General features: G+C 71.0%; 29 protein-coding genes, 3 tRNA genes and 1 pseudogene. 14 read left to right on the top strand and 19 right to left on the bottom strand.

Annotated elements, in window-relative coordinates; all coding sequences use genetic code 11:
• The 4 genes from KWI83_RS19615 to KWI83_RS19600 form a co-directional block, all read right to left on the bottom strand.
• A partial coding sequence (locus KWI83_RS19615; protein ID WP_218515652.1) for an ArsO family NAD(P)H-dependent flavin-containing monooxygenase occupies window positions 1-1,047 on the bottom strand: 1,047 nt, incomplete at its 3' end.
• On the bottom strand, window positions 1,047-1,184 hold the full coding sequence (locus KWI83_RS19610; RefSeq protein ID WP_218515651.1) for a hypothetical protein: 138 nt from the start codon (window positions 1,182-1,184) through the stop codon (window positions 1,047-1,049). The genes KWI83_RS19615 and KWI83_RS19610, both read right to left, overlap by 1 nt.
• The gene (gene arsB / locus KWI83_RS19605) at window positions 1,184-2,293 is read right to left on the bottom strand and encodes an ACR3 family arsenite efflux transporter (protein ID WP_218515650.1); all 1,110 of its coding nucleotides are present in this window, start codon (window positions 2,291-2,293) and stop codon (window positions 1,184-1,186) included. The genes KWI83_RS19610 and arsB overlap by 1 nt, the downstream gene beginning before the upstream one ends.
• Window positions 2,290-2,598 carry a helix-turn-helix transcriptional regulator gene (locus KWI83_RS19600; RefSeq protein ID WP_218515649.1) on the bottom strand — a complete coding sequence of 103 codons (309 nt, stop codon included), beginning with the start codon at window positions 2,596-2,598 and terminating at the stop codon, window positions 2,290-2,292. Before KWI83_RS19600 ends, arsB begins: the two co-directional genes overlap by 4 nt.
• Before the next feature lie 114 nt (window positions 2,599-2,712).
• Here KWI83_RS19600 and KWI83_RS19595 point away from each other — a divergent pair, with 114 nt between their 5' ends.
• From KWI83_RS19595 to KWI83_RS38785, 4 genes and pseudogenes are all read left to right on the top strand, one after another.
• Window positions 2,713-3,126, top strand: coding sequence for an arsenate reductase ArsC (locus KWI83_RS19595; RefSeq protein ID WP_218515648.1), 414 nt, complete (start codon window positions 2,713-2,715; stop codon window positions 3,124-3,126).
• Window positions 3,123-3,511, top strand: a pseudogene (locus KWI83_RS19590) (NAD(P)/FAD-dependent oxidoreductase); the annotation flags it as partial. The gene KWI83_RS19595 and the pseudogene KWI83_RS19590, both read left to right, overlap by 4 nt.
• 49 nt (window positions 3,512-3,560) lie before the next feature.
• On the top strand, window positions 3,561-3,941 hold the full coding sequence (locus tag KWI83_RS38790; RefSeq protein ID WP_308122113.1) for an FAD-dependent oxidoreductase: 381 nt from the start codon (window positions 3,561-3,563) through the stop codon (window positions 3,939-3,941).
• Window positions 3,938-4,342, top strand: a complete 405-nt coding sequence (locus tag KWI83_RS38785) for a hypothetical protein (RefSeq protein WP_308122111.1) — start codon at window positions 3,938-3,940, stop codon at window positions 4,340-4,342. The genes KWI83_RS38790 and KWI83_RS38785 overlap by 4 nt, the downstream gene beginning before the upstream one ends.
• A gap of 16 nt (window positions 4,343-4,358) precedes the next feature.
• Here KWI83_RS38785 and KWI83_RS19580 read toward each other — a convergent pair whose 3' ends face one another.
• Window positions 4,359-4,751, bottom strand: coding sequence for a helix-turn-helix transcriptional regulator (locus KWI83_RS19580; protein ID WP_218515647.1), 393 nt, complete (start codon window positions 4,749-4,751; stop codon window positions 4,359-4,361).
• A 99-nt stretch (window positions 4,752-4,850) separates the two neighbouring features.
• On the opposite strand from KWI83_RS19580, the gene KWI83_RS19575 reads away from it, so the two are divergent.
• Window positions 4,851-5,552, top strand: coding sequence for a low molecular weight phosphatase family protein (locus KWI83_RS19575; RefSeq protein ID WP_218515646.1), 702 nt, complete (start codon window positions 4,851-4,853; stop codon window positions 5,550-5,552).
• A 102-nt stretch (window positions 5,553-5,654) separates the two neighbouring features.
• Here KWI83_RS19575 and crcB (KWI83_RS19570) read toward each other — a convergent pair whose 3' ends face one another.
• From crcB (KWI83_RS19570) to crcB (KWI83_RS19560), 3 genes are read right to left on the bottom strand one after another with little or no spacing between them, the layout of a single operon-like run.
• On the bottom strand, window positions 5,655-6,029 hold the full coding sequence (gene crcB / locus KWI83_RS19570) for a fluoride efflux transporter CrcB (RefSeq protein ID WP_218515645.1): 375 nt from the start codon (window positions 6,027-6,029) through the stop codon (window positions 5,655-5,657).
• On the bottom strand, window positions 6,026-6,373 hold the full coding sequence (locus tag KWI83_RS19565; protein WP_218515644.1) for a DUF190 domain-containing protein: 348 nt from the start codon (window positions 6,371-6,373) through the stop codon (window positions 6,026-6,028). Before KWI83_RS19565 ends, crcB (KWI83_RS19570) begins: the two co-directional genes overlap by 4 nt.
• Entirely contained in the window at window positions 6,373-6,861 is a 489-nt protein-coding gene (gene crcB / locus KWI83_RS19560; protein ID WP_218515643.1) for a fluoride efflux transporter CrcB, read from the bottom strand. The genes KWI83_RS19565 and crcB (KWI83_RS19560) overlap by 1 nt, the downstream gene beginning before the upstream one ends.
• A 604-nt stretch (window positions 6,862-7,465) precedes the next feature.
• On the opposite strand from crcB (KWI83_RS19560), the gene KWI83_RS19555 reads away from it, so the two are divergent.
• Window positions 7,466-7,735: a type II toxin-antitoxin system Phd/YefM family antitoxin gene (locus tag KWI83_RS19555; protein ID WP_218515642.1), complete on the top strand. Its 270-nt coding sequence runs from the start codon at window positions 7,466-7,468 to the stop codon at window positions 7,733-7,735.
• Entirely contained in the window at window positions 7,725-8,195 is a 471-nt protein-coding gene (locus tag KWI83_RS19550) for a type II toxin-antitoxin system VapC family toxin (protein WP_218515641.1), read from the top strand. Before KWI83_RS19555 ends, KWI83_RS19550 begins: the two co-directional genes overlap by 11 nt.
• A gap of 118 nt (window positions 8,196-8,313) precedes the next feature.
• Here the strand turns inward: KWI83_RS19550 and KWI83_RS19545 are convergent, their stop codons facing one another.
• The 5 genes from KWI83_RS19545 to KWI83_RS19525 form a co-directional block, all read right to left on the bottom strand.
• Window positions 8,314-8,712, bottom strand: a complete 399-nt coding sequence (locus KWI83_RS19545; protein WP_218515640.1) for a PIN domain-containing protein — start codon at window positions 8,710-8,712, stop codon at window positions 8,314-8,316.
• Window positions 8,700-8,891, bottom strand: a complete 192-nt coding sequence (locus tag KWI83_RS19540) for a hypothetical protein (protein ID WP_256362504.1) — start codon at window positions 8,889-8,891, stop codon at window positions 8,700-8,702. The genes KWI83_RS19545 and KWI83_RS19540 overlap by 13 nt, the downstream gene beginning before the upstream one ends.
• Window positions 8,892-9,099: 208 nt before the next feature.
• Window positions 9,100-9,176, bottom strand: a tRNA-Ile gene (locus KWI83_RS19535).
• A gap of 201 nt (window positions 9,177-9,377) precedes the next feature.
• Window positions 9,378-9,450, bottom strand: a tRNA-Asn gene (locus KWI83_RS19530).
• A gap of 5 nt (window positions 9,451-9,455) precedes the next feature.
• Window positions 9,456-9,528, bottom strand: a tRNA-Asn gene (locus KWI83_RS19525).
• A 158-nt stretch (window positions 9,529-9,686) separates the two neighbouring features.
• Here KWI83_RS19525 and KWI83_RS19520 point away from each other — a divergent pair.
• From KWI83_RS19520 to KWI83_RS19505, 4 genes are all read left to right on the top strand, one after another.
• Window positions 9,687-9,992 (top strand): YtxH domain-containing protein, encoded by a 306-nt coding sequence (locus tag KWI83_RS19520; protein WP_218515639.1) that lies wholly within the window; start codon window positions 9,687-9,689, stop codon window positions 9,990-9,992.
• A 60-nt stretch (window positions 9,993-10,052) separates the two neighbouring features.
• A complete protein-coding gene (locus KWI83_RS19515; RefSeq protein WP_218515638.1) occupies window positions 10,053-11,507 on the top strand; it encodes an FGGY family carbohydrate kinase in 1,455 nt (484 codons plus the stop codon).
• 102 nt (window positions 11,508-11,609) lie between these two features.
• Window positions 11,610-13,343, top strand: coding sequence for an ABC transporter ATP-binding protein (locus tag KWI83_RS19510; protein ID WP_218515637.1), 1,734 nt, complete (start codon window positions 11,610-11,612; stop codon window positions 13,341-13,343).
• A complete protein-coding gene (locus tag KWI83_RS19505) occupies window positions 13,343-15,271 on the top strand; it encodes an ABC transporter ATP-binding protein (RefSeq protein WP_218515636.1) in 1,929 nt (642 codons plus the stop codon). Before KWI83_RS19510 ends, KWI83_RS19505 begins: the two co-directional genes overlap by 1 nt.
• Window positions 15,272-15,304: 33 nt before the next feature.
• On the opposite strand, the gene KWI83_RS19500 is transcribed toward KWI83_RS19505, so the two are convergent.
• Entirely contained in the window at window positions 15,305-16,606 is a 1,302-nt protein-coding gene (locus KWI83_RS19500) for an RNA polymerase sigma factor (RefSeq protein WP_218515635.1), read from the bottom strand.
• Between the two features lie 157 nt (window positions 16,607-16,763).
• On the opposite strand from KWI83_RS19500, the gene KWI83_RS19495 reads away from it, so the two are divergent.
• Entirely contained in the window at window positions 16,764-17,105 is a 342-nt protein-coding gene (locus tag KWI83_RS19495) for a hypothetical protein (protein ID WP_218515634.1), read from the top strand.
• 19 nt (window positions 17,106-17,124) lie between these two features.
• Here KWI83_RS19495 and dnaG read toward each other — a convergent pair whose 3' ends face one another.
• The 4 genes from dnaG to KWI83_RS19475 form a co-directional block, all read right to left on the bottom strand.
• On the bottom strand, window positions 17,125-19,029 hold the full coding sequence (dnaG, locus tag KWI83_RS19490; RefSeq protein ID WP_218515633.1) for a DNA primase: 1,905 nt from the start codon (window positions 19,027-19,029) through the stop codon (window positions 17,125-17,127).
• Window positions 19,030-19,067: 38 nt separating this feature from the next.
• On the bottom strand, window positions 19,068-20,333 hold the full coding sequence (locus KWI83_RS19485; protein WP_218515632.1) for an NAD(P)/FAD-dependent oxidoreductase: 1,266 nt from the start codon (window positions 20,331-20,333) through the stop codon (window positions 19,068-19,070).
• A gap of 157 nt (window positions 20,334-20,490) precedes the next feature.
• Complete coding sequence (locus KWI83_RS19480; RefSeq protein WP_218515631.1) at window positions 20,491-21,786, bottom strand: deoxyguanosinetriphosphate triphosphohydrolase; 1,296 nt, start codon at window positions 21,784-21,786, stop codon at window positions 20,491-20,493.
• A 114-nt stretch (window positions 21,787-21,900) separates the two neighbouring features.
• Window positions 21,901-22,683, bottom strand: coding sequence for a sirohydrochlorin chelatase (locus tag KWI83_RS19475; RefSeq protein WP_218515630.1), 783 nt, complete (start codon window positions 22,681-22,683; stop codon window positions 21,901-21,903).
• Window positions 22,684-22,906: 223 nt separating this feature from the next.
• On the opposite strand from KWI83_RS19475, the gene KWI83_RS19470 reads away from it, so the two are divergent.
• Together KWI83_RS19470 and KWI83_RS19465 are read left to right on the top strand one after the other, a co-directional pair.
• Entirely contained in the window at window positions 22,907-23,590 is a 684-nt protein-coding gene (locus KWI83_RS19470; protein ID WP_218515629.1) for a vancomycin high temperature exclusion protein, read from the top strand.
• Between the two features lie 128 nt (window positions 23,591-23,718).
• Window positions 23,719-26,325, top strand: coding sequence for a molybdopterin oxidoreductase family protein (locus tag KWI83_RS19465; protein WP_218515628.1), 2,607 nt, complete (start codon window positions 23,719-23,721; stop codon window positions 26,323-26,325).
• A gap of 12 nt (window positions 26,326-26,337) precedes the next feature.
• On the opposite strand, the gene KWI83_RS19460 is transcribed toward KWI83_RS19465, so the two are convergent.
• Window positions 26,338-26,751, bottom strand: coding sequence for a gamma-glutamylcyclotransferase family protein (locus KWI83_RS19460; RefSeq protein ID WP_218515627.1), 414 nt, complete (start codon window positions 26,749-26,751; stop codon window positions 26,338-26,340).
• Between the last annotated feature and the right edge of the window lie 26 nt (window positions 26,752-26,777).

The raw sequence follows: 26,777 nt of genomic DNA, 5'->3' as shown, positions 1-26,777 counted from the left end.
GGCGATCTCGCGCGCTGCCTCCCTGGCCGGGCGGCCGACACCGATGAGCGTGGCGGAGGCAGGGCCGGTCCAGTCCCCGTAGCCGAGCAGGTGCAGGCGCGGTTCGTCCACCGCCCGCGTCCCGGAGGTGGCGATGTGGCCGCGTCGGCCCCGGAGTCGGAGCGGGGCGAGGTGGCAGAGGGCGGGCCGAAAGCCCGTGCACCAGATGATCGCCTCGGCCTGGGCGCGGGTGCCGTCGGCCCACTCGACGCCGCCGGGAACGAGCCGGGTGAACATCGGGCTCGCCTTGAGCACGCCGCGGTCACGCGCTTCGCGCACGGGCGGTACGGCGACGATGTCGCCGAGGGAGGCGACGCCGCCGGTGTCCGTGCGGCCCTCATCGAGGGCGCGTCGGCGGGCGGTGGCCGCGTCGAACAGGGCGCGGCCGTCGATGTCGTCGGCGAGGAAACGTGGCGGGCGCTGGGTGACCCAGGTCAGCTCCGTGTCGTGGGCGAGGTCGGCGGCGATCTGGGCGCCGGAGTTGCCGCCGCCGACCACGATCACGCGGCGGCCGGTGAAGTCCTGCGGCCGCCGGTAGGCGACGGTGTGGAGTTGCTCGCCGCCGAAGTCGCCCCGTCCGGGGACGGCGGGCAGGAAGGGCCGCCACCAGGTACCGGTCGCGCTGATCACGGCACGGGCGCGCCAGGTGCCGGAGTCGGTCTCCACGCGCAGGAGTTCACTGTCGCGGTGCACGCCGAGGACCCGCACGGGCCGCTCCACCGGCAGTTCGTACCGCTTCTCGTAGTCCCGCAGATACGCCACCACGTGCCCGGCGTCCGGGTACTCCCGCCCCGGCTGCGGCGGCATCAGCCGCCCCGGCAGGGAGGAGAAGGCGGCCGGGGAGAACAGGTGCAGGGAGTCCCAGGCGTACTGCCACGCCCCGCCGGGCGTGGACTGTGCGTCGAGGACGACGAAGTCCACGCCCAGGCGGCGGAGATGGTATCCGGCGGCGAGGCCGGACTGGCCGCCGCCGACGATCACCACCTGGGTGTGCTGGTCGCCCGTCATCAGGTGCGGACGGTGCGGGCGGTGCGGGCGGTCCGCGGGCAGCACGCCGCGAGGCGGGCGCCGCAGGCGGCGTGGACGGCGCGGACACCGACGGCGGCGACCCGCGCCCCCATGCCGGAGCAATCCAGGCACCGCATCAGCTCTCCCGCGGCGCCGCCGTCAGCTGCCGTCCGGCGCTGAACTTCCGCCGCCAGGCGAGAGAGACGTACACCAGGGCGACCAGGACCGGCACCTCGATCAGCGGGCCGACGACACCCGACAGGGCCTGGCCGGAGGTGACGCCGAAGGTGGCGATGGCCACCGCGATGGCGAGTTCGAAGTTGTTGCCGGCCGCGGTGAAGGCGAGCGTGGCGGTGCGGTCGTAGGCGAGGCCGATGACCTTGCCGAGGGCGAAGGTGCCGAACCACATCAGCGCGAAGTAGATCAGCAGCGGGATGGCGATGCGGGCCACGTCCAGCGGCTGGGAGGTGATGGTCTTCCCCTGCAGGGCGAACAGGATGACGATCGTGAAGAGCAGGCCGTACAGCGCCCACGGGCCGATCTTCGGCAGGAAGCCCGTCTCGTACGACTCCCGCCCCAGCCTCCGCTCACCGATACGGCGGGTCAGGAACCCGGCCAGCAGCGGGATGCCGAGGAAGATGACGACGTTCAGGGCGATCTTCCACATGGAGATGTCGAGATGCTCGCCGTCGCCCAGGTTCAGCCAGCCGGGCAGCAGGTCGAGGTAGAACCAGCCGAGGACGCCGAACGCCAGGACCTGGAACACCGAGTTCAGCGCCACCAGGACGGCTGCGGCCTCCCGGTCGCCGCACGCCAGGTCGTTCCAGATGATGACCATGGCGATGCAGCGGGCCAGGCCGACGATGATCAGGCCGGTGCGGTACTCGGGCAGGTCCGGCAGGAAGATCCACGCCAGCGCGAACATCACCGCCGGGCCGATCAGCCAGTTGATGACCAACGACGAGACCATGAGCCTCTTGTCGCCGGTGACGGCGTCGAGCTTGTCGTAGCGGACCTTGGCCAGGACCGGGTACATCATGATCAGCAGGCCGATGGCGATCGGCAGCGAGATGCCGCCGATCTCCACCTTGGCCAGGGCGTCGTTCAGACCCGGGATGGCGCGGCCGAGACCGAGTCCGACCGCCATGGCGAGCAGGATCCAGACGGCGAGAAAGCGATCGAGCGTCGACAGCTTCGCGACGACCGAGGACTCCTCGGCGGTCGCGGGTGCTTCGGTGCGGGTCACGGGCAGGCCCTCTTGTTGTCGGCGGCGGTCCGGGCGGACTCGGCCAGGTCGGCGAACTGACCGGCGAGTTGGGCGACGACGTCCGGGCGCAGCTTGTAGTACGTGTACCGGCCGCACGGCTCCGTCTCGACGACCCCGGCCTCGCGCAGCACTCTCAGGTGGTTGGAGAGGTTGGTCTGCTTCGCGCCGGTCTCCTCCACCAAGTGGGTGGTGCACAGCGTCTCTTTGGCGAGCAGGGTCACGATCTGGAGCCTGAGCGGGTCGGCCAGCACCCGGATCAGGTCAGTGTCGACTGACGTCATCATGGGCTGATACTCTCACATCAGTGGTGACTGACACCACCGGGTGCTGATGTGATCTGTACTCGTTCCTGGTGAGGGACCGTTGCCGTCCCCGTCGCGAGACAAGAGAGACCTCTGATGTCCGACAAGCCGTCCGTGCTCTTCGTCTGTGTCCACAACGCCGGCCGCTCCCAGATGGCCGCCGCGTGGCTGACCCACCTGGCCGGAGACCGCGTCGAGGTCCGCTCGGCCGGTTCCAACCCGGGCGCCGAGGTGAACCCGGCCGCCGTGGAGGCGATGCGCGAGGTCGGCATCGACATCTCCGCCGAGGTTCCGAAGATGCTGACCGTGGACGCGGTGAAGGAGTCGGACGTCTGCATCACCATGGGATGCGGCGACACCTGCCCCGTCTTCCCCGGCAAGCGGTACCTGGACTGGCAGCTGGACGACCCGGCCGGCCAAGGCGTCGAGGCCGTGCGCCCGATCCGCGACGAGATCAAGAAGCTGGTCGAGGGCCTGATCGAGGAGATCGCTCCGGAGACGAAGGCGTGAGCGAGATCCGCGAGGTCATCGTCATGGGCTCCGGCCCGCCGGCTGCACCGCCGCCCTCTACACCGCCCGCGCCGAACTCAAGCCGCTCGTCTTCGGCGGCGCGGTCTTCGTCGGCGGCTCGCTGACCACCACGACCGAGGTCGAGAACTTCCCCGGCTTCCCCGAAGGCATCGCCGGCCCGGACCTGATGGCCCAAATGCGCGCCCAGGCCGAGAGGTTCGGCGCCGAGATCGTCGAGGACGACATCGTCTCCGTCGACCTCACCGGCGCCGTCAAGGAAGTCACCGATACCGCGGGCACCGTGCATCGGGCGAAGGCGGTGATCGTCGCCACCGGCTCCGGCTACCGCAAGCTCGGCCTGCCCAAGGAGGAGGAGCTGTCCGGAACTCGGCGCCCTCGTCCGCACCGAGCTCGACACCCACGGCGTCGACGTCATCACCGGCGCCCAGGTCTCCGCGATCACCCGCGCCCCCTCCGGCGACCTGCTCCGCGTCCAGGCCACCGAGTCGAGCGGCTCGACCCTCACGTGTGACACCGATCTCGTCCTGGTCGTCGTCGGCGTGCGACCCGACGCGGGCCTCGCCGCCGCGGCCGGTGCCACGCTGGGCGTGAAGGGCGCGATCGAGGTCGACGAGTACATGCGCACCTCACTGCCGGACGTGTACGCGGCCGGCGACTGCGTCGTCACTCACCACCGGCTGCTGGGCACGACCTGGCTGCCCCTGGGCACCACCGCGCACAAGCAGGGACGGATCGCCGGGGAGCACTCGGCGGAAACCGCTGGTTCGGGGGCAGTCTCGGGACCCAGGTCGTGAAGGTCTTCGACCTCGTCGCGGCCCGCACAGGTCTGCGCGAGTACGAGGCACTCGGCGCCGGACGCGGTTGGACTCCGGTCACCACCGCCAGCCGCCCCGACGACCACAAGGCGTACTACCCGGGCGCAACCCCGATCGCGATCCGCGTCACCGGGGACACCGACAGCGGTCGTCTGCTGGGCGCCCAGCTGGTCGGACGACGCGGTGCGGAGGTCGCCAAGCGCGTCGACGCCTACGCCACCGCGCTCTTCCACGGGATGAACGTGGACGACGTCAGCGACCTGGACCTCTCCTACACACCGCCCCTCGGCTCACCGTGGGACGCGGTCCAGATGGCGGCGCAGGCGTGGATGAACGAGCACCACCTCGACGTACAGCGCAGGATGCTGGGCGACTCCTGACGCCGGGAGCGCCCCGTCAGGCGGCCTGGCCCGAAGCGGCAGCGGGGGCCGGTTCGAGGATTTCGCGCACCCGGCGCAGCCCCTCGTGGTCCACGGCGTACCAGGCCCAGGTGCCGCGCCGTTCCCGGGTCAGCAGACCGGCCTCGGTCATGATCTTCAGGTGGTGGCTCACCGTGGGCTGCCGGAAGTTCAGGCACTCGGTCAGGTCGCACACGCACGCCTCACCGGTGGGCGACCGCTCGATGAGCCGGAGGATCTGCAGCCGGGTGGGATCGGCGATGGCCTTGAGCATGCTCGCCAGCCGCTCGGCTTCGTCGCGGTCGATCAGATGGCAGGCGAGTTGCGGCGTGCATGCGTCCGCCGCCTCATCATGACCCGCCTGCGCCGCGCCGTCTGTAGTGACGCCCATCTATTCACCATAAGGTGCGACGGCTACTCCATACATAGATGGTCGCCTATTATCCCAGGGAAGGGGAAGAGGTCTTCCCGTCACCCACGGAGGTGCGCCATGGAGGATCCGAGCCGGTTCGGACCTGCGACGCCGCCCCTGCGTGACATGCAGTCCGTGCTGGAGCGGATCGTGCGCCGGCTCTCCGCCCGTCACGGCCGGTCGTTCTCGAAGGCCACCGTCGCCCAGTACGTCGACGAGTGCGCGAGTCGGCTCGAAGTGCGCGCCCACGTGGACACTCATCTGCCGGTGCTCATCGAGCGTTTCGCCGACCAGCGGCTGGCCGCCCTGGCCCGCGGCCTCGGGCTGTCGCCCAAGCCGGTGCCGGAGGTGCTGTTCGTCTGCACGGAGAACGCGGGCCGCTCCCAGTTGGCCGCCGCGCTGATGCGGCACCGGGCGGGCGACGCCGTACGGGTGCTGACCGCGGGATCCCGGCCGGGCACGGAGATCGCGCCGGTGGTGGAGCGGCTGCTCGCGGAGCAGGGCCTGGACGTGGGAGACGAGTTCCCCAAGCCGCTGACCGCCGAGGTGGTCACCGCTGCCGACGTGGTGGTCACGCTGGGCTGCGGCGACGCCTGCCCGGTCCGCCCCGGCCGCCGTTACCTGGACTGGGACCTGCCCGAGCTCGCGGGCCTGGACATCGAGAGCGCCCGTTCGGTGCGGGACGCCCTGGCCGTGCGCGTCGACGGCCTGCTCCATGAACTGCTCGATCGCCCGGCCCTGAGCGAGCCCACCGGCCGCCGTCACGGCGGCGGGGCCTGACCGGCGGTTCAGACAGCCGGGTCGTTCAGCGCGTGCAGGCCATTGGCCTGGGACCGCATCCAGTGGACCCTCGTTCGAACCGCCACCTGTCAGCGGCCGGGTTCACCCCCACAGCGCCTCGGCGAGGGCCGCACCGGCGAACGCCGCCCCCAGCGCCGCCACCACGCTGGCGACGACGTTGGCCGCGGCGAGGAACTTCGCCCCTTCCTCGGCCAGCCGCAAGGTCTCGTACGAGAACGTCGAGTACGTCGTCAGCGCGCCGCACAGTCCGGTGCCGAGCAGCAGCTGCACGTGCGAGGACGCGGCACCGGCCACCGCCGCTCCCGACAACAGGCCCAACATCAGGCTGCCGACCACATTGACAGTGAAGGTGCCCCACGGAAAGACCGTGTCGTACCGCTTCTGCACAGCGCGGTCGGTCAGGTACCGCAGCGGCGCCCCGACCATCCCGCCGACGACCACGAGCAGCCAGTTCACGCGTCCTGCCCCCTGCCGACATACCGGATGACCTCACAGTCGTCCAGGATCACCAGTCCCTCCCCCACCAGCTCGTCCAGCTGCGGCAGGAAGGCCCGCACCCGCTCCTCGGTGTCCACGATCACGATCGCCACCGGCAGGTCCTCGCTCAGCGACAACAGCCGCGAGGTGTGGATCAGCGACGAGGCGCCGAAGCCCTCGACACCCCGGAACACGCTCGCGCCAGCGAGCCCGGCCTCGTGGGCCCGGTGCACGATCTCGCTGTGGAGCGGCCTGTGATGCCAGGTGTCGTTCTCCCCGATGAAGATCGTCACCCGCAGGGCACCGCCTGTCAGTCCCGTCATCACCATCCCTGCCTCCAGGACAGAACGCGGCGCGTCGCCGCCACCGCGAGCCACACCGCCGCGAGCGCCGCCAGCAGCGTCGCCGCCAGATACGCCAGGGCGCTGCGCGCCTCACCCGCGGCCACCAGCCTCTGGATGTCGACGGCATACGTCGAAAACGTCGTGAAGCCGCCGAGCACGCCGGTGCCGAAGAACGGCCGCACCAGCCGGTGTGCCGCCCACACATCGGTGATGATCACCATGAAGGCACCGATGACCGCACAGCCGACCACGTTGACCCATAGCGTGGTCCACGGAAAACCATCCGCCGCGACCGGCCACAGTTGCCCGGCCCCATAGCGAGCAGCGGCCCCGATGCCACCGCCGAGCGACACCGCCGCCACGATCGGCCCCTGAGCCCGCCAGGACTGCTGCCGCTGGGCCGGGACGTGCAGATCGACGTCGGGATCCGTGGTCTCACCCACCACTCTTGGATTCGGGGCTGTCATGAACGTACGCCTCCTACTCGCCCGGGGCCCGCGCACGCGGGCACACGCCATCGCAAGTAGGGACTGTTGGCGGCATCGATGCCACGGTTCGGGTACGGCGAGCCCCACCGCCGCGCTGCGACCCTGGGCCACAGCCGATCCCAGCGTAACGCCCACGCCGGTTTGCGGCGCGCCCGGCGTCTGTCCCGTGGACGCGGCCGGTCGGGCGGGGGCGGCGACCGGCGGCGCGGGGATCGGGAACCCCGGCCAACCGGGCCGGGCAGTTCATCCTCGGGGTCAGCGTGCACAGCGACACCCCGGCATTTCACCCTGCCCGGGCACCGCGACGACCATGACTGGGGCGGCTGCTCCGACCTGCTCTTCCAGGACGGTGACATCCTGATGCTGTACGACGCCGCGCCCGGCATCCGGCCTTGGCGGCATCGAAGACCCCGACGAGGCGATCAACCAGCACCTCGGTATGGGCGACCTGCGCCCCGCGGCCTGGTTCACCCCCTTCGCCAACACCACCCCACGAGATCCCCAGCGCACCCACCGCCGCTGACACGATGCCGCGCGTGCCACCAAGTAGCACAGGGTGGCACGCCACGTCCATTGTGGACACATGCCTGCCCAGCCCGAGATCACCCAGCGCGACCTGCGCACCAAGTCCAAAGAGATCATGGACGCGGTCCAGAACGGCCAGTCCTTCACCGTCACCCGCGACGGCCACCGCATCGGCGAGCTCATCCCCCTGCGCCGCCGACGACGCTTCGTCCCCCGCGGCGAGTTCGCCGCCATGTCCCGCAGCGCCCCCGACATCTCCCTGGACGCCTTCCGCGCCGACCAGGACGCCACCGCTGAGCAGGGCATGGACAACCCCTATGCCCGGTGAGCACCAGCCCGTCGAGCACCAGCAGGGCCTTCTCGACACCAGCATCATGATCCTGCGCAAGTGGATCAACCCCGACGAACTCCCCGCCGAGATGGCCATCACCGCCATCACCCTCGCCGAACTCTCCGCCGGACCCCACCAGGTGCGCAGCAACGCCGAACAGGACGACTACGACGAACACGCCGATCGCGCCCGACGCACCGACATCCTCCAGCGAGCGGAGAACGAGTTCGACCCCATCCCCTTCGACGCCGAAGCCGCCCGCATCTACGGCCGCGTCTGCGCCGCCGTCATCAGCACCGGCCGCCAACCCCGCTGCATCGCCGACCTGATGATCGCCTCGATCGCCATCGCCGAAGATCTCCCTCTGTTCACCCCCAACCCCGACGACTTCAAGGGCCTGGACGACCTCCTCACCGTCGTCCCCGTCACCCGACCGAACGTGCTCCACGACAGGTAGAGGCAGACGGGATGGGGCCGGGCGTTCACTCCGACAACTACGACCGGGAAACGCCGCTCTCGCAGGCCAGCGGCCGAGACTGGGGGCGCACTTGCCAACAGCCCATCGCCCGGGCCCGTCACAACCGACGTACACGAACACCGGGGAGATCGTCGAAGCGCGCTCGCTTGTCGTAGGTGACCACTGTGCGTGCGGTGGTCAGGGCGGTTGCCGCGATGATCAGATCGTGGGCTCCTCTGGGCTGGCCGACCCTGCGTACGTGGGCGAGTAGCCGCGCATGAGCCCGCGCGATGTCCACGGTGTACTCCTCGACCGGAATCGTGGCGAGGACGGCGTCTACGAATGACTGGCGGGCGAGCCGGTTGGTGTCGTCGGCCAGTTCGACGCCCTGGAGCAACTTCGCGGCCGTGATGGCGGCGATCACCGGGTCGTCATCGTCCGCGAGTACACGGTCGAGAACGACTTGCCGGCGCTCGACCGCGATCAATACGCCGGTGTCCAGGATCAGTCGTTCCACGGATCGTCCAGGGTCAGCAGATCACGGGTGGCCATCACATCGCCCTCGAAGGCGTCGTCGAGGGAGTCGACGTAGGGCAGGAGCGCATCCTTCACCGCGCGGCCGGCGGCTTTGGGCGCCGGGCCGAGCACGGCCAGACGTTTGCCCCCGGCCGCTCCATTTCCTCGCGTCCCCTGCATGTCCCCTGGATCTTGCTTCTCGGCTTCACTGCGTGACCAGCAGCAACCGAGCTTGTCCTGAATCGCCGCAGCGAGCCTTGACAGGGGCGTCCGGACGCCCGCAGTGACACCTCAGACAGCACGAGTGAGCAGCGGATTCTCCCCGATCGAACCGAGTAGGTGACTCAGAGGCACTGAAGAGACGTTTCCGCAGGTCATGAAACGTTGCTGGTGGGGCGGGTGGGACTCGAACCCACGGCCGACGGATTATGAGTCCGCTGCTCTAACCGGCTGAGCTACCGCCCCATAGCGGCGTGTCGCGCACATTTGTGCGCGCCGTCTGCCGCAGCATAGCCGCTCATACGATCTCCTGCTCCGGATGGTCGGCTTCCCACGGCGTTCATGACCTTGAGGACTCCGTCGCAGCCCCAGCGGTTCCGCCGGACATGAAACCGGACGTGGAACCGGACATGAAAAAGGACCCCGGCGGGGTCCTCGTTCAGGCTGCTCCCCCGACTGGACTCGAACCAGTAACCTGCCGGTTAACAGCCGGCTGCTCTGCCAATTGAGCTACGGAGGACCGAGCTCCCCCGACTGGACTCGAACCAGTAACCTGCCGGTTAACAGCCGGCTGCTCTGCCAATTGAGCTACGGAGGAATGCCTCGTTGCATCGAACGCACCCACCTGGGTATTCGCCAGAGGGCGCGTGCTCGCTGCGACACATACATTAGCGCAAGCAGGGGGGTGCTCCGCCAATCGGTTCCCCCCGGCTCCAGGCCGCGCCAGAGGACTTACGCAAGGGAAGGGTGGCCACCATGCGTTACCGGCTCACATTCGTCGTCGGACTCGCTCTGGGTTACGTGCTGGGCACACGAGCCGGACGCGAGCGCTACGAACAGCTGAAGAAGACCGCGCGTCAGGTCGCGCAGAACCCCGCCGTCCGCAACACCGCCGAGACGGCCGCCACGCAGGGTCGCCAGTTCGCCGGCCGGGCCTACCACACGGTGAGCTCGAAGGTCGGCGACCGGGTGCCCGACTCGGTCGCCCACCGCGTCCGCTCCCTGCGCGAACGCAACATCAACGGCACCCCGGAGGACGACTGGGGCACCAGCAACACATAGCCAGGGGCACCACAACGCCCACGGCCCGAGCCCGCGCAGCGCTACGGCAGAATCTGATCCATGGGGATAGTCGCCGGGCTGGACAGTTCGCCCGATTTCACTCGCATCGTCGTCTGTGACGCGGACACGGGAGCCGTACTCAGGCAGGGCCATGCCCCGCACCCGGTGGAGACCCCCGAGGGCGGCGGTCGCCCCAGTGACGTCGACCCGCAGGCCTGGCTGCTGTCCCTGGGCGAGGCGGCCGGCGGTGGGCTGCTGGAAGGTGTGCAGGCCATCGGGGTGTCCGCGCAGCAGAACGCCGTCGTGCCGCTCGACGCGCAGGGCGGCACCGTACGGCCCGCGCTGGTCGGCGGGGACAAACGGGCGCAGGTCGCGGCGGCCGATCTGGTCGACGCGCTCGGCGGGCGTGAGGCGTGGGCACAGGCCGTGGGCTGTGTGCCGCAGGCCGCCCAGCCGGTGACCAAGCTGCGCTGGCTCGCCAAGAACGAACCCGAGAACGCGGCGCGGGTCGCCGTGCTGATGCAGGCGCACGACTGGCTGGTGTGGCAGCTGCTGGGCCGTCCGGTCCGGCGGACCACCGACCGGGGCGGCGCCTCGGGGACCGGATACTGGTCCGCCGCCACCGGCGCCTACCGTCCCGACCTGGTCGAGCTGGCGCTCGGTCACCAGGTCATGCTTCCCGAGGTGATCGGGCCGTCCGACGCGGCCGGTACGACGCCGGAGGGGCTGCTCATCTCCGCCGGGACCGGCGAGACCATGGCCGCCGCCTTCGGTCTGGGCCTGGGACTCGGCGACGCGGTCGTCTCCCTGGGCGCCTCCGGATCCGTGATGGCCGTGCACCCCGAGGCGCTGCAGGACGGCACCGGGATGATCACCGCCCTCGCCGACGCCACCGGCATGCACCTGCCGGTCGTCACCACCCTCAACGCCGTGCGCACCCTGCGCGGCACCGCCGAGCTGCTCGGGCTGCCCGACCTGGAGAGCCTGTCCGACCTGGCGATGAAGTCGACGCCGGGCTCCCACGGCCTCGTACTGCTGCCGTATCTGGAGGGTGAGCGGACGCCCGCGCTGCCGCACACCGCGGGGACGCTGACGGGGCTGCGGCGGGAGTCGATGAAGGCGGAGCATCTGGCGCGGGCGGCCTTCGAGGGCATGCTCTGCGGGCTCGCGGACGCGCTCGACGTGCTGCGCGGGCGCGGGGTCGAGGTGCGGCGGATCTTCCTGCTGGGGGCGGCGGCCGAGCTGCCGGCCGTGCAGGCCTCGGCGCCCTCGCTGTTCGGGGCGCAGGTCGTCGTACCGCAGCCCGCGGACTACGCGGCGATCGGTGCCGCCCGGCAGGCGGCCTGGGCGCTCGGGGTGTCGCAGGGCACCCTCGATCCGCGTACCCCACCGGCCTGGCAGGGGGCGGCCGCGCAGGTACTCGAACCCGGCGAAGCCCTGGCGGTGGGGCAGGCGGTGCGGCAGCAGTTCGTGTCCGTGCGGGAGCAGACCCACCCGGGGGCGTTCCGGCCGTAGGGCCTGGTTGGGTTAATCGGTTGAGGTAACGCGGGTGGAGTGTTCGACGATAGGGGCCAGGGGCAACCAACCGGCTCCTCCCGCCGACTCCGAGAGACCAGTGTGCTCATACAACTTCTGCGGACCTACCTCAGGCCGTACCAAAGACCCATCGCTTTACTCGTGCTGCTGCAGTTCCTGCAGACCTGCGCGACCCTCTACCTGCCCACGGTGAACGCCGACATCATCGACAACGGTGTCGTCAACGGTGACACCGGTTACATCCTGTCCTTCGGTGCCCTGATGATCGGCATCTCGCTGGCTCAGGTGGTGTGCAACATCGGTGCCGTGTACTACGGCGCCCGCACCGCCGCGGCGATCGGCCGGGATGTGCGGGCGGCCGTCTTCGACCGGGTGCAGTCGTTCTCCGCGCGTGAGGTCGGCCACTTCGGCGCGCCCTCGCTGATCACGCGGACCACGAACGACGTCCAGCAGATCCAGATGCTGGCCCTGATGACGTTCACGCTGATGGTGTCGGCGCCGATCATGTGCGTCGGCGGCATCGTGCTGGCGCTCGGCCTGGACGTGCCGCTGTCCGGGGTGCTGGTCGGCGTGGTGCCCGTGCTGGGCATCTCCGTGACCTTGATCGTACGGCGGCTGCGGCCGCTGTTCCGGTCCATGCAGGAACGCCTGGACACGGTGAACCGGGTGCTGCGCGAGCAGATCACCGGCAACCGGGTGATCCGCGCCTTCGTCCGGGACGAGTACGAGCAGCACCGGTTCCGGACGGCGAACGCCGAGCTGACCGAGGTGTCGCTGGGCACCGGCAAGCTGCTCGCGCTGATGTTCCCCATCGTGATGACGGTGGTGAACCTGTCGTCGATCGCGGTGGTGTGGTTCGGCGCGCACCGGATCGACGGCGGCGGGATGCAGATCGGCGACCTGACGGCGTATCTCGCCTATCTGATGCAGATCGTGATGGCCGTGATGATGGCCACCTTCATGTTCATGATGGTGCCGCGCGCGGAGGTGTGCGCCGAGCGGATCCAGGACGTGCTGCAGACGTCGTCGAGCGTGCTCCCGCCGGTCGGTCCCGTCCGGGAACTGCGCCGGCACGGGCATCTGGAGATCCGTGCGGCCGGGTTCCGCTACCCGGGGGCCGAGGAGCCGGTGCTGAAGGGCATCGACCTTCTCGCGCGGCCCGGTGAGACGACCGCCGTGATCGGCTCGACCGGCAGCGGCAAGTCCACGCTGCTGGGGCTGGTGCCGCGGCTGTTCGACGCCACGGACGGGGAGGTGCTGGTCGACGGGGTGGACGTCCGGACGATCGACCCCCAGCTGCTGGCCAGGACCGTCGGACTGGTGCCGCAGAAGCCGTACCTCTTCGCGGGCACGGTCGCCACCAACCTTCGGTACGGCAACCCGGACGCGACCGACGAGGAGCTGTGGCACGCGCTTGAGGTGGCGCAGGCCAAGCCCTTCGTGGAGCGGCTGGAGGGCGGGCTGGACGCGCCGATCGCGCAAGGAGGCACCAACGTCTCCGGCGGTCAGCGGCAGCGGCTCGCGATCGCGCGGACGCTGGTGCAGCGGCCCGAGATCTACCTCTTCGACGACTCCTTCTCCGCCCTCGACTACGCGACCGACGCGGCGCTGCGGGCGGCGCTGGCCGAGGAGACCGCCGAGGCGACCGTCGTGATCGTCGCCCAGCGGGTGGCGACCATCCGGGACGCCGACCGGATCGTCGTCCTCGACGCGGGCCGGGTGATCGGCACCGGCCGGCACCACGAGCTGATGGCGGACAACGAGACCTACCGGGAGATCGTGCTCTCCCAGCTGACGGAAGCGGAGGCTGCCTGATGGCCGGTCCCCTGGGGCGGATGATGGCGGGGACCGGCCCCGACCATCGCTCGATGGACTTCAAGGTGTCCGGCGGGCGGCTCGTCGGCCGGTTCCGGCCGGAGCGGCTGACCATCTGCGCGCTGCTGGTGTGCGTGGTGGTGAGCGTGGGGCTGTCCGTGATCGGCCCGAAGATCCTGGGGCACGCCACCGACCTGGTCTTCGCGGGGATCGTCGGGCGGGAGATGCAGGCCGGGCAGAGCAAGGAGCAGGTCCTCGACGCCATGCGGGAGCGCGGCGACGGGGAGATCGCCGACATGCTCCGCGGTACGGACTTCACGCCGGGTCAGGGCATCGACTTCGGCGCGGTGGGGAACGTACTGCTGTTCGCCCTCGTCGTGTTCGTGGTCGCCGGGCTGCTGATGGCGGTGGCGACGCGGCTGGTGAACCGGGCCGTCAACCGGACGATGTACCGGATGCGCGAGGACGTGCAGACGAAGCTGTCGCGGCTGCCGCTGTCGTACTTCGACAGGCGGCAGCGCGGTGAGGTGCTGTCCCGGGCGACGAACGACATCGACAACATCGGTCAGACGCTCCAGCAGTCGATGGGCCAGCTGATCAACTCGCTGCTGACCATCATCGGTGTGCTGGCGATGATGTTCTGGGTGTCCTGGATCCTGGCGCTCGTCGCGCTGGTGACGGTGCCGCTGTCGCTGTATGTGGCGACGTACGTCGGCAAGCGGTCGCAGCCGCACTTCGTGCAGCAGTGGCGCACGACGGGCAAGCTGAACGCGCACGTCGAGGAGATGTACACCGGGCACACGCTGGTGAAGGTGTTCGGGCGGCAGGAGGAGTCGGCGCGGCAGTTCGCCGAGCAGAACGAGGCGCTGTACGAGGCGGGGTTCCGGGCGCAGTTCAACAGCGGGATCATGCAGCCGCTGATGATGTTCGTGTCAAACCTGAACTATGTGCTCGTCGCGGTGGTCGGCGGGCTGAGGGTCGCCTCGGGTTCGCTGTCCATCGGTGACGTGCAGGCCTTCATCCAGTACTCGCGGCAGTTCTCGATGCCGCTGACGCAGATCGCGTCGATGGCGAACCTGGTGCAGTCCGGGGTCGCCTCCGCCGAGCGGATCTTCGAACTCCTGGACGCGGAGGAGCAGTCGGCGGATCCGGTGCCGGGGGTGCGGCCGGAGGAGCTGCGCGGGCGGGTGGCGCTGGAGGGGGTGTCCTTCCGGTACGACCCGGAGAAGCCGCTCATCGAGAATCTGTCGCTGACGGTGGAACCGGGGCAGACGGTGGCGATCGTCGGGCCGACGGGCGCCGGGAAGACCACGCTGGTCAATCTGCTGATGCGGTTCTACGAGGTGTCCGGCGGGCGGATCACGCTCGACGGGGTCGACATCGCGACGATGTCCCGCGACGAACTGCGGTCCGGGATCGGGATGGTGCTGCAGGACACCTGGCTGTTCGGCGGGACGATCGCCGAGAACATCGCGTACGGGGCCGCGCGGAAGGTCACCCGCGGGGAGATCGAGGAGGCGGCGCGGGCCGCGCACGCGGACCGGTTCATCCGTACGCTGCCCGACGGCTACGACACCGTGATCGACGACGAGGGCACGGGGGTCAGCGCCGGTGAGAAGCAGCTCGTCACCATCGCGCGGGCCTTCCTGTCCGACCCGGTGATCCTGGTGCTGGACGAGGCGACGTCGTCGGTCGACACCCGCACCGAGGTGCTGATCCAGAAGGCGATGGCGAAACTGGCGCACGGACGCACGTCCTTCGTCATCGCCCACCGGCTGTCCACCATCCGGGACGCCGACACGATCCTCGTGATGGAGAACGGGCAGATCGTCGAACAGGGCGCGCACGCCGAGCTGCTGACCGCGGACGGCGCCTATGCGCGGCTGTACAAGGCGCAGTTCGCACAGGCGGTGGCCGAGGTCGACTAGCGCGGGCGGGGGCCGCTGAGTGGTGGCCCCCGGTCAGTCCAGGTAGCCCCTGAGCTGGTCCGCGAAGGCGTGGTCGCGCAGCTTGTTGAGGGTCTTGGACTCGATCTGCCGTATCCGCTCCCGCGTCACGCCGAAGATGCGGCCGATCTCCTCCAGCGTGCGCGGGCGGCCGTCCGCCAGGCCGTACCGCAGCTGTACGACCTTCCGCTCCCGCTCCCCCAGCGTCGACAGCACGGCCTCAAGGTGCTCCTTGAGCAGCAGGAACGCCGCCGACTCGACGGGCGAGGTGGCGTCGCCGTCCTCTATCAGGTCGCCGAGGGCCACGTCGTCCTCCTCGCCGACCGGGGCGTGCAGGGAGACCGGCTCCTGGGCGAGGCGGAGGACCTCGCCGACGCGCTCGGGCGGGAGGTCGAGGTGGGCGGCGACCTCCTCGGGAGTCGGTTCGTAGCCGCGCTCCTGGAGCATGCGGCGCTGGACGCGGACGACGCGGTTGATGAGCTCGACGACGTGGACCGGGACGCGGATGGTGCGGGCCTGGTCGGCGAGGGCGCGGGACATGGCCTGGCGGATCCACCAGGTGGCGTACGTGGAGAACTTGTAGCCGCGGGCGTAGTCGAACTTCTCCACCGCGCGGATGAGGCCGAGGTTTCCCTCCTGGACCAGGTCGAGCATGGTCAGGCCGCGGCCGACGTACCGCTTGGCGACGGAGACGACGAGTCGCAGGTTCGCCTCGATCAGCCGGCGCTTGGCCACCCGGCCCATGACGACCAACCGGTCCAGGTCCAGGGCGAGCTGGCTGTCCAGGTCGGGGGTGTTGCTCAGCTTCTCCTCGGCGAACAGGCCGGCCTCGACGCGGCGGGCCAGTTCGACCTCCTCGGCGGCGGTGAGCAGCGGGATGCGGCCGATCTCGCGCAGATACTGGCGGAACAGGTCCGACGAGGGGCCGCCGGTGTCGACACGGCCGGGGACGGGCGGTTCGACCGGCTCGGGGGCTTCGACGGCGTCCGCGGGCGGTTCCGTCGGCGGTTCGCTCGGCGGTTCGGCCAGGGTCTCCGTCTCCGGGTGGAGCGGGCCCCGGCTCTGCGGCGGCACGGCCACCAGCACGTCGGCCTCCGCGTCCGGCTCCGCGCCGTCCGTACGGATGTCGGTCTGAATGAGGGTCTGGGTCTGCACGGGGGCGACCTCCAGGGTGATCGCTGCTGAGGCGTACGGCAGCGCTGCTCGGGGGGCGGAGTCGGCGGCCTCGCCGCTGTCCGTCCCGTACGCGATGAGCGGAACCGCGGGGATGAGGGACCCGTGGGGGACGGATCGGCCGCGCTCCGAGGACTCAGGCACCGCAACCCAGTGTGGGGTAAGACACATCTCCGCCACGAGGGGCGTGCGGTGACTTTTTGAGTCCGGTCCGTGACTGCCTGGTTACTCAGGTCGTTTGACGATCCGATTGACGGCCGGGGACACTTGGGCCCCGCTGAGCCAGGGCAGGATGGAAGGCATGAGCGAGATCGAGGAGCTGCGGCGGCGCCTGGAAGCGCTGGAGGCGCAGATGAGTCGAGTCGTGGAGGAGCACACCACGACGCGCAACCTGGCTGTGGGCTCCGACAGCGACGTGGCCGCGCTCCAAGTGCAGCGGCGGACCGACATTCAGGTGATCCGGGCCTTGCGGGACACTCAGCTGGAGCACGGCGAGATTCTGAAGGCACACACCAAGACGCTCGCCGAGCACGGCAAGTTGCTTGGTGCTCTGGTATCCGGGCAGGTCGCCTTGATGCGGCAGGTCGGGGCGATCATGGACCACCTCGGCATCACGCCCCCCGAGCAGCCGCAGGCGGACTAGCCACTCCGCGCGGCCGCAATCACAAGGCGGCCGCGCCCCGCTCCCGCAACGCCTGCCCGTACTGCTGCAAGACCCACAACTCGTTCTGCACCGCCGCCAGTTGGGCCGGATCGCCGTTCGTGCCGAGGCGGGTCAGGGTGCTCTGGACGTCCTGGATGCGGCGGTCGACGGCACGGCGGCGGACCCAGACCAGTTGCTCTCCCGCGTACGCCTCGTCGACCGTACGCCGCATGATCGCCTCGACTGCCAGTTCCGTCACCATCGCGCGGACCGTGTCGTCCGGGGCCGCCTCGCGGACCCTGATCAGGTACTCCTGCGGGTCCTGTACGCCGTACTCCGCGCCGCCCGCGTCCAGGATCGCCTGGCGTACGGCGGCGTAGGGCGGGGCCGTGAACTCGTCGACTCCGTACGCGTCGAACGCCGGGGAGACCAGCTCCGGGCGCTGCAGGGCGAGCTTGAGCAGTTCGCGTTCGGTGGCGTAGACGGGGTTGCGCAGGTTCAGCGCCGGGCCCGAGTGCACGGGCGCGGTCGGGGTGTCGTACGACTGCCGCGGTCGCGTCGGCGTCACCGGGCCGCCCTTGCCGCCCCGCTCGCGTGCCCAACGGGCCAGCTGCGCCACCCGCTTGACCACGAACTGCGTGTCCAGGATGCCGAGCATGCCGGCGAGCTGGACGGCGACCTCGTGCTGGGCGCCGCTGTTCTTGATGCGGGCCACGATCGGGGCCGCCTCGTCCAGCGCGGCGGCGCGTCCCGCGGGGGTGTCCAGGTCGTAGCGGCCGACGATCTGGCGGAGGGCGAACTCGAAGAGCGGCGTGCGGGGTTCGACCAGGTCGGCGACCGCCTCGTCGCCCTTCACCAGGCGCAGGTCGCAGGGGTCCATGCCGTCCGGCGCGATCGCGATGTACGTCTCGGCGGCGAACTTCTGGTCGTCCTCGAAGGCCCGCAGCGCCGCCTTCTGACCGGCCGCGTCGCCGTCGAAGGTGAAGATGACTCGTGCGCTGCCGTTGTCCATCAGCAGGCGGCGGAGGATCTTGATGTGGTCGCCGCCGAAGGCCGTGCCGCAGGTGGCGATCGCGGTGGTCACTCCGGCCAGGTGGCAGGCCATGACGTCCGTGTAGCCCTCGACGACGACGGCCCGGCTGGTCTTGGCGATGTGCTGCTTCGCCAGGTCGATGCCGTAGAGGACCTGGGACTTCCTGTAGATCGCCGTGTCGGGGGTGTTGAGGTACTTCGGGCCGTTGTCCGCCTCGTACAGCTTGCGGGCGCCGAAGCCGACGACGTCCCCGGCGATGTCCCGGATGGGCCACATGAGCCGCCCCCGGAAACGGTCGATGGGACCCCGGCGGCCCTCCTGGGAGAGGCCGGAGAGGATCAGTTCCTTGTCGGTGAAGCCCTTGCCGCGCAGGTAGCGGGTGAGGTGGTCCCAGCCCTGCGGGCTGTAGCCGACGCCGAAGTGGACCGCGGCCGACTGGTCGAAGCCGCGTTCGGCCAGGAAGACCCGGCCGGTCTCCGCCTCGGGGCTGGTGGCGAGCTGCTCGGCGTACCACTCGGCGGCGATCTTGTGGGCCTCGACCAGGCGGATCCGTTCGCCGCGCTGATGGGCGGGGTTGTAGCCGCCCTCCTCGTAGCGCAGGGTGATACCGGCCTGGGCGGCGAGGCGCTCGACCGCCTCCGAGAAGGAGAGGTGGTCGACCTTCATCACGAACGTGATGGTGTCGCCGCCCTCCTGGCAGCCGAAGCAGTGGAAGAGTCCCTTGCTCGGGCTGACCTGGAAGGACGGCGACTTCTCGTCGTGGAACGGGCACAGCCCCTTGAGGTTGCCGCCGCCCGCGCCTCGCAGCTGGAGGTACTCGGACACCACGGCGTCGATCGGGACCGCGTCCCGTACCGCCTTCACGTCCTCGTCGTTGATCCGTCCTGCCACGCGTGAATTCTACGGGGGCGTGCCGACGGTCCTGACGGCTACGGGATGAGGTTTCCGAGCGGTACGTGCGGGTCTGCGAGCATCTCCGTGTCCACCTGTGCCTGTGAGCGGATCAGGTTCTGGATCGGCTCTGTGACATCCCACACGTTCACGTTCATCCCGGCCAGCACCCGGCCCTCCTTCAGCCAGAACGCGATGAACTCCCGCTTCCCGGCGTCCCCGCGCAGCACCACCTGGTCGTACGACCCCGGCGGCGCCCACCCCGAGTACTCCATCCCCAGGTCGTACTGGTCGGAGAAGAAGTAGGGCACGCGGTCGTACGTCACCTGCTGCCCGAGCATCGCCTTCGCCGCCGCCGGGCCGCCGTTCAGCGCGTTCGCCCAGTGTTCGACGCGGAGGCGGGTGCCGAAGAGGGCGTGCGGGAAGGCGGCCACGTCACCGGCGGCGTGGATGTCGGGGTCGGAGGTGCGCAGCTGCTCGTCGACGGCGACGCCGCCGCCGTACGCCCGGTCCGCGATCTCCAGGCCCGCCGCCTCCGCGAGGGCGACGCGGGGGGCGGCGCCGATCGCGGCGAGGACGTCGTGGGCGGGGTGCTCCTCGCCGTCGTCCGTGCGGGCGGCCAGCACCACGCCGTCCTGGCCGACGATCTCCGTCAGCCGGACCCCGAAGCGGAAGCGGACGCCGTGGTCGCGGTGCAGCTCGGCGAAGAGGGCGCCCAGCTCGGGGCCGAGCACACCGTGCAGCGGGGTCGGCTCCGGCTCGACGACGGTGACCTCCGCGCCGTACTCCCGCGCCGCCGCCGCGACCTCCAGGCCGATCCAGCCCGCGCCGGCGATCACGATGTGTCCGTTGTCCCGGCCGAGCGAGGCCAGGACGCCCTTGAGGCGCTCGGCGTGTGCGAGGCGGCGCAGGTGGTGCACGCCGGCCAGGTCGGTGCCGGGGATGTCCAGGCGGCGGGGCTCGGCACCGGTGGCCAGCAGCAGTTTGTCGTAGCGGACGACCGTGCCGTCCTCGCCGAAGCGGACCGTCTTCGCCGTACGGTCGATCGCGTCGACGGTCTGGCCGAGGTGCAGCTCGATGTCGTTCTGCGCGTACCAGGCGGGTTCGTGCACGAAGACGCTGTCGCGCTCCTCCTTGCCGAGCAGATAGCCCTTCGACAGCGGCGGGCGTTCGTACGGGTGGTCGCGTTCGTCGCAGATCAGTATGACCCGGCCGTTGAAGCCCTCCGCCCGCAGCGTCTCGGCCGCCTTCGCGCCGGCGAGTCCCCCTCCGACGATGACGAACGTCTGATCCGCGTCGACCACTTGATGCCTCCTCGTAAACGTGCCGCCCGTGCGAGTTCAACGTCCCGCCATATGCGAGCGTCCCGCACGGAGCGTGATGCGGGAAGAGGGAGTGCCCCGATCAGGCCACGCAGGGTCACCTTCGGCCCGTTATGGGGTCACCCGCGTCGCGCCAGTCTCACAGGTGCCCTGTCAGCCGCACGTGAAGCGACCGCGCCGAGGCGTCCGTCAGGGACGCGATCTGGTCGACGATCACCCGTTTGCGGGCCCGGTCGTCGGGGGCCCGGTCGAACAGTGCGCGGAACTGCGGATCCAGCCCGTCCGGGGCGCGCGCGGTGAGCGCCTCGGCCAGTTCGGCGACGACGACCCGCTGGTCGGCGCGGAGCCGGGCCTGTTCGGCGCGCTGCATGACGTACCGGTCGGCGACCGCCTTCAGCACCGCGCACTCCATGCGGGTCTCGCGCGGTACGACCAGTTCGGCGGCGTATCGGGTGAGCCGGCCGCCGCCGTACGCCTCCCGGGTGGCGCCCTCGGCCGCCAGGCAGAAGCGGCCGATGAGCTGGCTGGTGGCGTCCTTGAGGCGGGCCTGGGCGACGGCCGTGCCGTCGTAGCCGTGCGGCCACCACTCCTGGTCGAGGAGCCGGTCGAGGGCGGCGGCGAGTTCGGCGGGGTCGGTGTCGGCGGGGACGTACCGGCCGATGGCGACCTCGAACACCGCCTGCCGTTCCGGCTCCGCGTGCAGGCAGTTGGGGTCGATGTGGCCGGCGTGCAGGCCGTCCTCGACGTCGTGCACCGAGTAGGCCACGTCGTCCGACCAGTCCATGACCTGGGCCTCGAAGCAGGTGCGGGTGCCGGGGGCGTCCTTGCGGGCCCAGTCGAACACCGGGCGGTCGTCGTCGTAGACGCCGAACTTGGGGGAGGCCGGGTCGGTGGGGTGGGCGCCGCGCGGCCAGGGGTACTTGGTGGCGGCGTCGAGGGTGGCGCGGGTGAGGTTGAGGCCGACGGAGCCCTCGGGGGTGAAGCGTTTGGGCTCGATGCGGGTGAGGAGGCGCAGGGACTGGGCGTTGCCCTCGAAGCCGCCGCAGTCCTCGGCGAATTCGTTGAGGGCCTGTTCGCCGTTGTGGCCGAAGGGCGGGTGGCCGAGGTCGTGGGAGAGACAGGCGGCTTCGACGAGGTCGGGGTCGCAGCCGAGGGCCGCGCCGAGTTCGCGGCCGACCTGGGCGCATTCGAGGGAGTGGGTGAGGCGGGTGCGGGGGCTGGGGTCCCAGGCCGCGCCGGTCCCTCCGGGGGTGACCACCTGGGTCTTGCCGGCGAGCCTTCTCAGGGCGGCGGAGTGGAGGATGCGGGCTCGGTCGCGTTGGAAGGCGGTGCGGCCGGGGCGTTTGTCCTTTTCGGCGGCCCAGCGTTCGACTGACGTCGGGTCGTAGCCGGGGGGTGGGATGTGGTTCTCGTGGGGGTGGGGTGCGCCTTCCATGACTCGACAGTAAGCGCAGGGGGTGGGGATCGCGTATGCGTGTGCCTGCCATGTTGGGGGGCGGGTGCGGGTGGTCGAGGGCTGGTCGCGCAGTTCCCCGCGCCGCTGGGTTGGTCAGGCCGACGCCAGTTCCAAGCGCCCCGTCGGGCTTGTTGACCTTGCCTCCTCGTAGCGGGTGAGGACCAGGCGGGCCATCAAGGGGTGGGCGCCCAGGGGGGCCGCCGCTGTGCCCGGTGCTGCCTCCGCGGACTCCGTGGCGAAGCGGCCCGGGGCCGTGAAGTACGACGCCAGGGAGATGTTGTGGCGGCCGTCGGACCTGAGGATGCGTACCGCCTCCGGGACCGTGGGGGTCGCGGCCGAGGCGTAGGCGGGGAGGACCGGGACGCCCAGGCGGGTGGAGAGGAGGGTCGCCGTGTGGCCCGTGTCGATCGACGCGTCGGGGTCTCGGGAGCCCGCGGCCGCGAGGATGACGGCGGTCGAGCGGCGTTCGGACTCGGTGGTGGGCCTGCGCCAGCCGGACTCGACCAGCCGTGTGTACAGGGTCTCCACCAGGAGAGGGTGCGGGCCCAGCGGGGCGGCCACGCGGGTGTGGGCCCGGGCCGCGGCGGCCATCTCGGGGATGTCCTGCTTGATGTGGTAGCCGCGGCTGAGCAGGAGCGGTACGAGGATCGCCTCCTCGTCGCCGAGGGCGGCGAGGGTGGCGGGCAGCAGGGGCTCGTTCAGCTCGATGTGGCCGAGGTGCACACGCAGGCCGGGGCGCAGCTCGCGGATCCGGTCGAGGAGGGTGTGGACCGTGGCGAGGGTGCGGGGATCGCGGCTGCCATGGGCCACCAGGACCAGCGCCGGGGAGCCGGGGCGGTGGTCGGACTCGTTGTGAAGCGGGAGCAACGCCGTCATGAACCGATCGTTGCGCGACGACGTTGCCGACCCGTTGCGCGGGCGTCACGGGTGTTTTCATCAGGTTCACCGTGCGGTGCCGGGGGTGTGTGAGGTGGGGTGACCTGGGGTTTCGGTGGTCGACGTGATGGCGGTCACGCAACCCGGGGGCCTTGCGGGGCGTCTCTTTGTGTCGAAACCGATGTGTCGCCGGCGTGTCGGAGCTGATCGGGAGGGCGTCTTCATGAAGATCCGCCGACCGCGTCTGCCGCGCACAAGGACCGGGCAGCGACGGCTGGTGCAGGCGCTGCTCGCGGGGTGCGTGCTCGCGTTGTCGCCGTCGACGTGGATGTACGTCAGCACGGACGACCGGCTGCACACGACCGCCGACGCGCCCCGTACCGACGTGGCGGTGGTCTTCGGTGCGGGGCTGTGGAACGGCGAGCCGTCGCCGTATCTCGCCCACCGTCTCGACGCGGCGGCCGAGCTGTATCGCGCGGGGCGGGTGAAGGTGGTGCTGGTCACCGGCGACAACAGCCGCGAGGACTACGACGAGCCGGACGCCATGCGGGCGTATCTCACCCGGCACGGCGTCCCGGACGCCCGGATCGTCAGCGACTACGCGGGGTTCGACACCTGGGACTCCTGTGTGCGGGCCCGCAAGATCTTCGGCGTCGACGAGGCCGTGCTGATCAGTCAGGGCTTCCACATCCGGCGCGCGGTCGCGTTGTGCGAGGCGGCCGGGGTCACGTCGTACGGCGTAGGGGTGGACGAGCGGCACGACGCGACCTGGTACTACGGGGGTGTCCGGGAGATCCTCGCGGCGGGAAAGGGCGCTCTGGACGTCGCCTTCAAGCCCGATCCGCGGTTCCTCGGGCCGCGGGAGCCGGGTGTGGAGCGGGCGCTGGCGGCGGGCGGGGAGGTGTGACGGGCTCGGACGGGAATCCTGTCGCCGGGTGCCTCACGGCGGCCCGGGCCGGGCGGGGAGATCACCGTCGCGCCCGTGTAACAAAGAGCCGTCCCGGCACGTAACACGGCCGACGCACGCTGAAGTGCATGGAAACCTCCGCGACGCCCACGCACTGCCCGTACTGCGCCCTGCAGTGCGGGATGAATCTCACGCCCGCCCCGGACGGGACGGTCGAGGTGACCGAGCGCGCGGACTTCCCGGTGAACCGGGGCGCGCTGTGCGGCAAGGGCCGTACGGCGCCGGCGGTCCTGGCGTCGAGCGTCCGCCTGACCTCGCCGCTGGTGCGTGAGGGGGGCGTTCTGGTGCCCGCGAGGTGGGACGAGGCCCTCGACCGGATCGCCGAGGGGCTGGCCTCGATCCGGTCGGCGCACGGGCCGGACGCGCTGGGTGTGTTCGGCGGGGGCGGGCTGACGAACGAGAAGGCGTACACGCTCGGCAAGTTCGCGCGGGTCGTGCTGGGCACCTCCCAGATCGACTACAACGGGCGCTTTTGCATGTCGTCGGCCGCGGCGGCCGGGATCAAGGCCTTCGGGCTGGACCGGGGGCTGCCCTTCCCGCTGGAGGACATCCCGAAGACCGGGTGCGTGATCCTGGTCGGGTCGAACCTCGCGGAGACCATGCCGCCCGCGCTGCGGTACCTGACCGAGCTGAAGGACAACGGCGGCACGCTGATCGTCATCGACCCGCGCCGCACCAAAACCGCCGAGCAGGCCGACCTGCACCTCGCGCCCCGGCCCGGGACCGACCTCGCGCTCGCGCTGGGGCTGCTGCATCTGGTCGTCGCCGAGGGCCGGACCGACGAGGAGTACATCCGGGAGCGGACGACCGGCTGGGAGGACGCGCGCGCCGCGGCGATGGCGCACTGGCCGGAGTACGTGGAGCGGATCACCGGCGTGTCCGTTCCCCAACTGCGCGAAGCCGTACGGCTGTTCTGCGAGCCGGAGGCCGCGATGGTGCTCACCGCGCGCGGGCCGGAGCAGCAGTCCAAGGGCACGGACACGGTGGGCGCGTGGATCAACCTGTGCCTGGCGACGGGACGGGCGGGGCGGCCGCTGTCCGGGTACGGCTGTCTGACCGGGCAGGGCAACGGGCAGGGCGGGCGCGAACACGGCCAGAAGGCCGACCAGTTGCCCGGCTACCGCAAGCTGAACGACCCGGCGGCGCGGCGGCATGTGGCCGAGGTGTGGGGCGTCGACCCGGACAGCCTGCCGGGGCCCGGCCGCAGCGCGTACGAGCTGCTGGACGCGCTGGGTACGGACATCAAGTCGCTGCTGCTGATGGGCTCCAACCCGGTGGTGTCGGCGCCGCGCGCCGCGCACGTGGAGGAGCGCATCAAGTCCCTTGAGTTTCTGGCCGTGTGCGATGTGGTGCTGTCCGAGACGGCGGCCCTCGCGGACGTCGTGCTGCCGGTGACGCAGTGGGCGGAGGAGACCGGCACGACGACCAACCTGGAGGGCCGGGTGCTGCTGCGGCGGCAGGCGATCACCCCGCCGGAGGGCGTCCGCAGCGACCTGGAGGTCATGCACGAACTGGCCGCCCGGCTCGGCGTGGAGAAGGGCTTCCCGACCGACCCCGAGGAGGTCTTCGAGGAACTGCGCCGGGCCAGTGCGGGCGGACCGGCGGACTACTCCGGCATCACCTATCGACGGCTTGCGGAGGAGAACGGGGTGTTCTGGCCGTGCCCGACGCCGCCGGAGAAGCCGGAGGGCACGGTGGACACGGCCTGCACGAACGCCGATGGCTTCCGGGACGCCGGGGCCGGGAACGCGGACGGGGAGGGCGCCGACGGTGCCAGGGGCGCGGGCCTTGCAGGCGCCGACGGCGACGCGGGTGCGGGCTGGGGCGGGGCGGACGGCGCGGACGGCGCCAAGGGCGCGGGCGGGGAGGGCGCCCACAGTTCCGCGGGCGCGGGCATCGAGGGCGCCAAGGGCCACGCGGGCGCGGGCGCGGACGGCCTGTACGGCGCCAAGGGCGCGGGCGCGGACGGCGCCCACAGTTCCGCGGGCGCGGGCATCAAGGGCGCCAAGGGCCACGCGGGCACCGACACGGAGGGCACCGGCACCCCCGCAGGCGCGGGCTCCGAAGGTGTCGACGGCTCCCGGAGCGTGGGCGTCGGCGGCGTCGAGGGCTCCGTGCTCGACGTGCGCCGCCCGGACGACCCCGCGCAGGACGTCGACGCTCCGGGCGTCCACCCCGGCACCCCCCGCCTCTTCCTCGACCGTTTCGCCACCGACGACGGCCGTGCCCGCTTCGTGCCCGTCTCGCACCGGGCCGTCGCCGAGGAACCCGACGCCGAGTACCCGGTGCTGCTGACCACCGGCCGGGTGGTGGCCCAGTACCAGTCCGGTGCCCAGACCCGCCGCGTCGACGAGCTGAACGCCGCCGCGCCCGGCCCCTTCGTGGAGCTGCACCCGAGGCTGGCGGAGCGGCTCGGCGCGGCCGAGGGCGACCCGGTGGCGGTCGTGTCCCGGCGGGGCCGTGCGGTGGCACCGGCCCGGATCACCACGTCCATCCGCCCGGACACCGTCTTCATGCCGTTCCACTGGCCGGGCGAGGGCCGTGCCAACACCCTCACCAACCCGGCGCTGGACCCGACCTCCCGGATGCCGGAGTTCAAGGCGTGTGCGGTGCGGGTGGAAGCCGTTGAAGCCGTGGAAACGGTGGAGGCCGTGGAAGCGGTCGTGGAGGCGTAGGCACCGGCCGACTCAGTCCCGCGCCCGCCAGTCCCCGCCCTCGATGAGCTTGCCCCGCGCCCGCAGCCGGGCGGCGACGGCGGGCGCGGCCACGTACACCCACGCCCGCAGCGCCGCTCCGTCGGCGTCCCGGACGACCTCGCGGGCGACGCGCTCGTAGAGGTTGCGGGCGTTTCCCGGGGTGTACTCCTCCAACCGGTCGAGGGCGGTGAGGAGTTCGTCGTAGGCCTCCGGCAACGGCGTGATCAGGTCGCCGGTCACCACTGAGCCGGGTTCCTCCACGGCGTACGGGTAGCCGGGGCCGTCGTACAGCACCGCGCCCGTGAGGCGGGCCGGTTCCTCAATGTGCGTGCGGCCGCGCAGCAGGGCGTCGTGGTGGGGCTCCCCGGGGCGGAGGGTGCCGTAGACGAAGAACGGGAGGGTCACAGAAACGATTCTCACCCCTCACACAC

The sequence above is a fragment of the Streptomyces sp. TRM70350 genome, from assembly GCF_019219825.1.
Classification (GTDB): Bacteria; Actinomycetota; Actinomycetes; order Streptomycetales; family Streptomycetaceae; genus Streptomyces.
This window is presented reverse-complemented; position numbering and strand designations above follow the sequence as displayed.

Excerpts from the sequence above, each read along its gene's own strand:
- KWI83_RS19610 (WP_218515651.1), bottom strand. The coding sequence starts at position 1,184 with ATGCGGTGCCTGGATTGCTCCGGCATGGGGGCGCGGGTCGCCGCCGTC.
- KWI83_RS19600 (WP_218515649.1), bottom strand. The coding sequence starts at position 2,598 with ATGATGACGTCAGTCGACACTGACCTGATCCGGGTGCTGGCCGACCCG.
- KWI83_RS19595 (WP_218515648.1), top strand. The coding sequence starts at position 2,713 with ATGTCCGACAAGCCGTCCGTGCTCTTCGTCTGTGTCCACAACGCCGGC.
- KWI83_RS19580 (WP_218515647.1), bottom strand. The coding sequence starts at position 4,751 with ATGGGCGTCACTACAGACGGCGCGGCGCAGGCGGGTCATGATGAGGCG.
- KWI83_RS19575 (WP_218515646.1), top strand. The coding sequence starts at position 4,851 with ATGGAGGATCCGAGCCGGTTCGGACCTGCGACGCCGCCCCTGCGTGAC.
- KWI83_RS19565 (WP_218515644.1), bottom strand. The coding sequence starts at position 6,373 with ATGACGGGACTGACAGGCGGTGCCCTGCGGGTGACGATCTTCATCGGG.
- crcB (WP_218515643.1), bottom strand. The coding sequence starts at position 6,861 with ATGACAGCCCCGAATCCAAGAGTGGTGGGTGAGACCACGGATCCCGAC.
- KWI83_RS19555 (WP_218515642.1), top strand. The coding sequence starts at position 7,466 with ATGCCTGCCCAGCCCGAGATCACCCAGCGCGACCTGCGCACCAAGTCC.
- KWI83_RS19550 (WP_218515641.1), top strand. The coding sequence starts at position 7,725 with ATGCCCGGTGAGCACCAGCCCGTCGAGCACCAGCAGGGCCTTCTCGAC.
- KWI83_RS19540 (WP_256362504.1), bottom strand. The coding sequence starts at position 8,891 with ATGCAGGGGACGCGAGGAAATGGAGCGGCCGGGGGCAAACGTCTGGCC.
- KWI83_RS19520 (WP_218515639.1), top strand. The coding sequence starts at position 9,687 with ATGCGTTACCGGCTCACATTCGTCGTCGGACTCGCTCTGGGTTACGTG.
- KWI83_RS19515 (WP_218515638.1), top strand. The coding sequence starts at position 10,053 with ATGGGGATAGTCGCCGGGCTGGACAGTTCGCCCGATTTCACTCGCATC.
- KWI83_RS19505 (WP_218515636.1), top strand. The coding sequence starts at position 13,343 with ATGGCCGGTCCCCTGGGGCGGATGATGGCGGGGACCGGCCCCGACCAT.
- KWI83_RS19495 (WP_218515634.1), top strand. The coding sequence starts at position 16,764 with ATGAGCGAGATCGAGGAGCTGCGGCGGCGCCTGGAAGCGCTGGAGGCG.
- KWI83_RS19480 (WP_218515631.1), bottom strand. The coding sequence starts at position 21,786 with ATGGAAGGCGCACCCCACCCCCACGAGAACCACATCCCACCCCCCGGC.
- KWI83_RS19475 (WP_218515630.1), bottom strand. The coding sequence starts at position 22,683 with ATGACGGCGTTGCTCCCGCTTCACAACGAGTCCGACCACCGCCCCGGC.
- KWI83_RS19470 (WP_218515629.1), top strand. The coding sequence starts at position 22,907 with ATGAAGATCCGCCGACCGCGTCTGCCGCGCACAAGGACCGGGCAGCGA.
- KWI83_RS19465 (WP_218515628.1), top strand. The coding sequence starts at position 23,719 with ATGGAAACCTCCGCGACGCCCACGCACTGCCCGTACTGCGCCCTGCAG.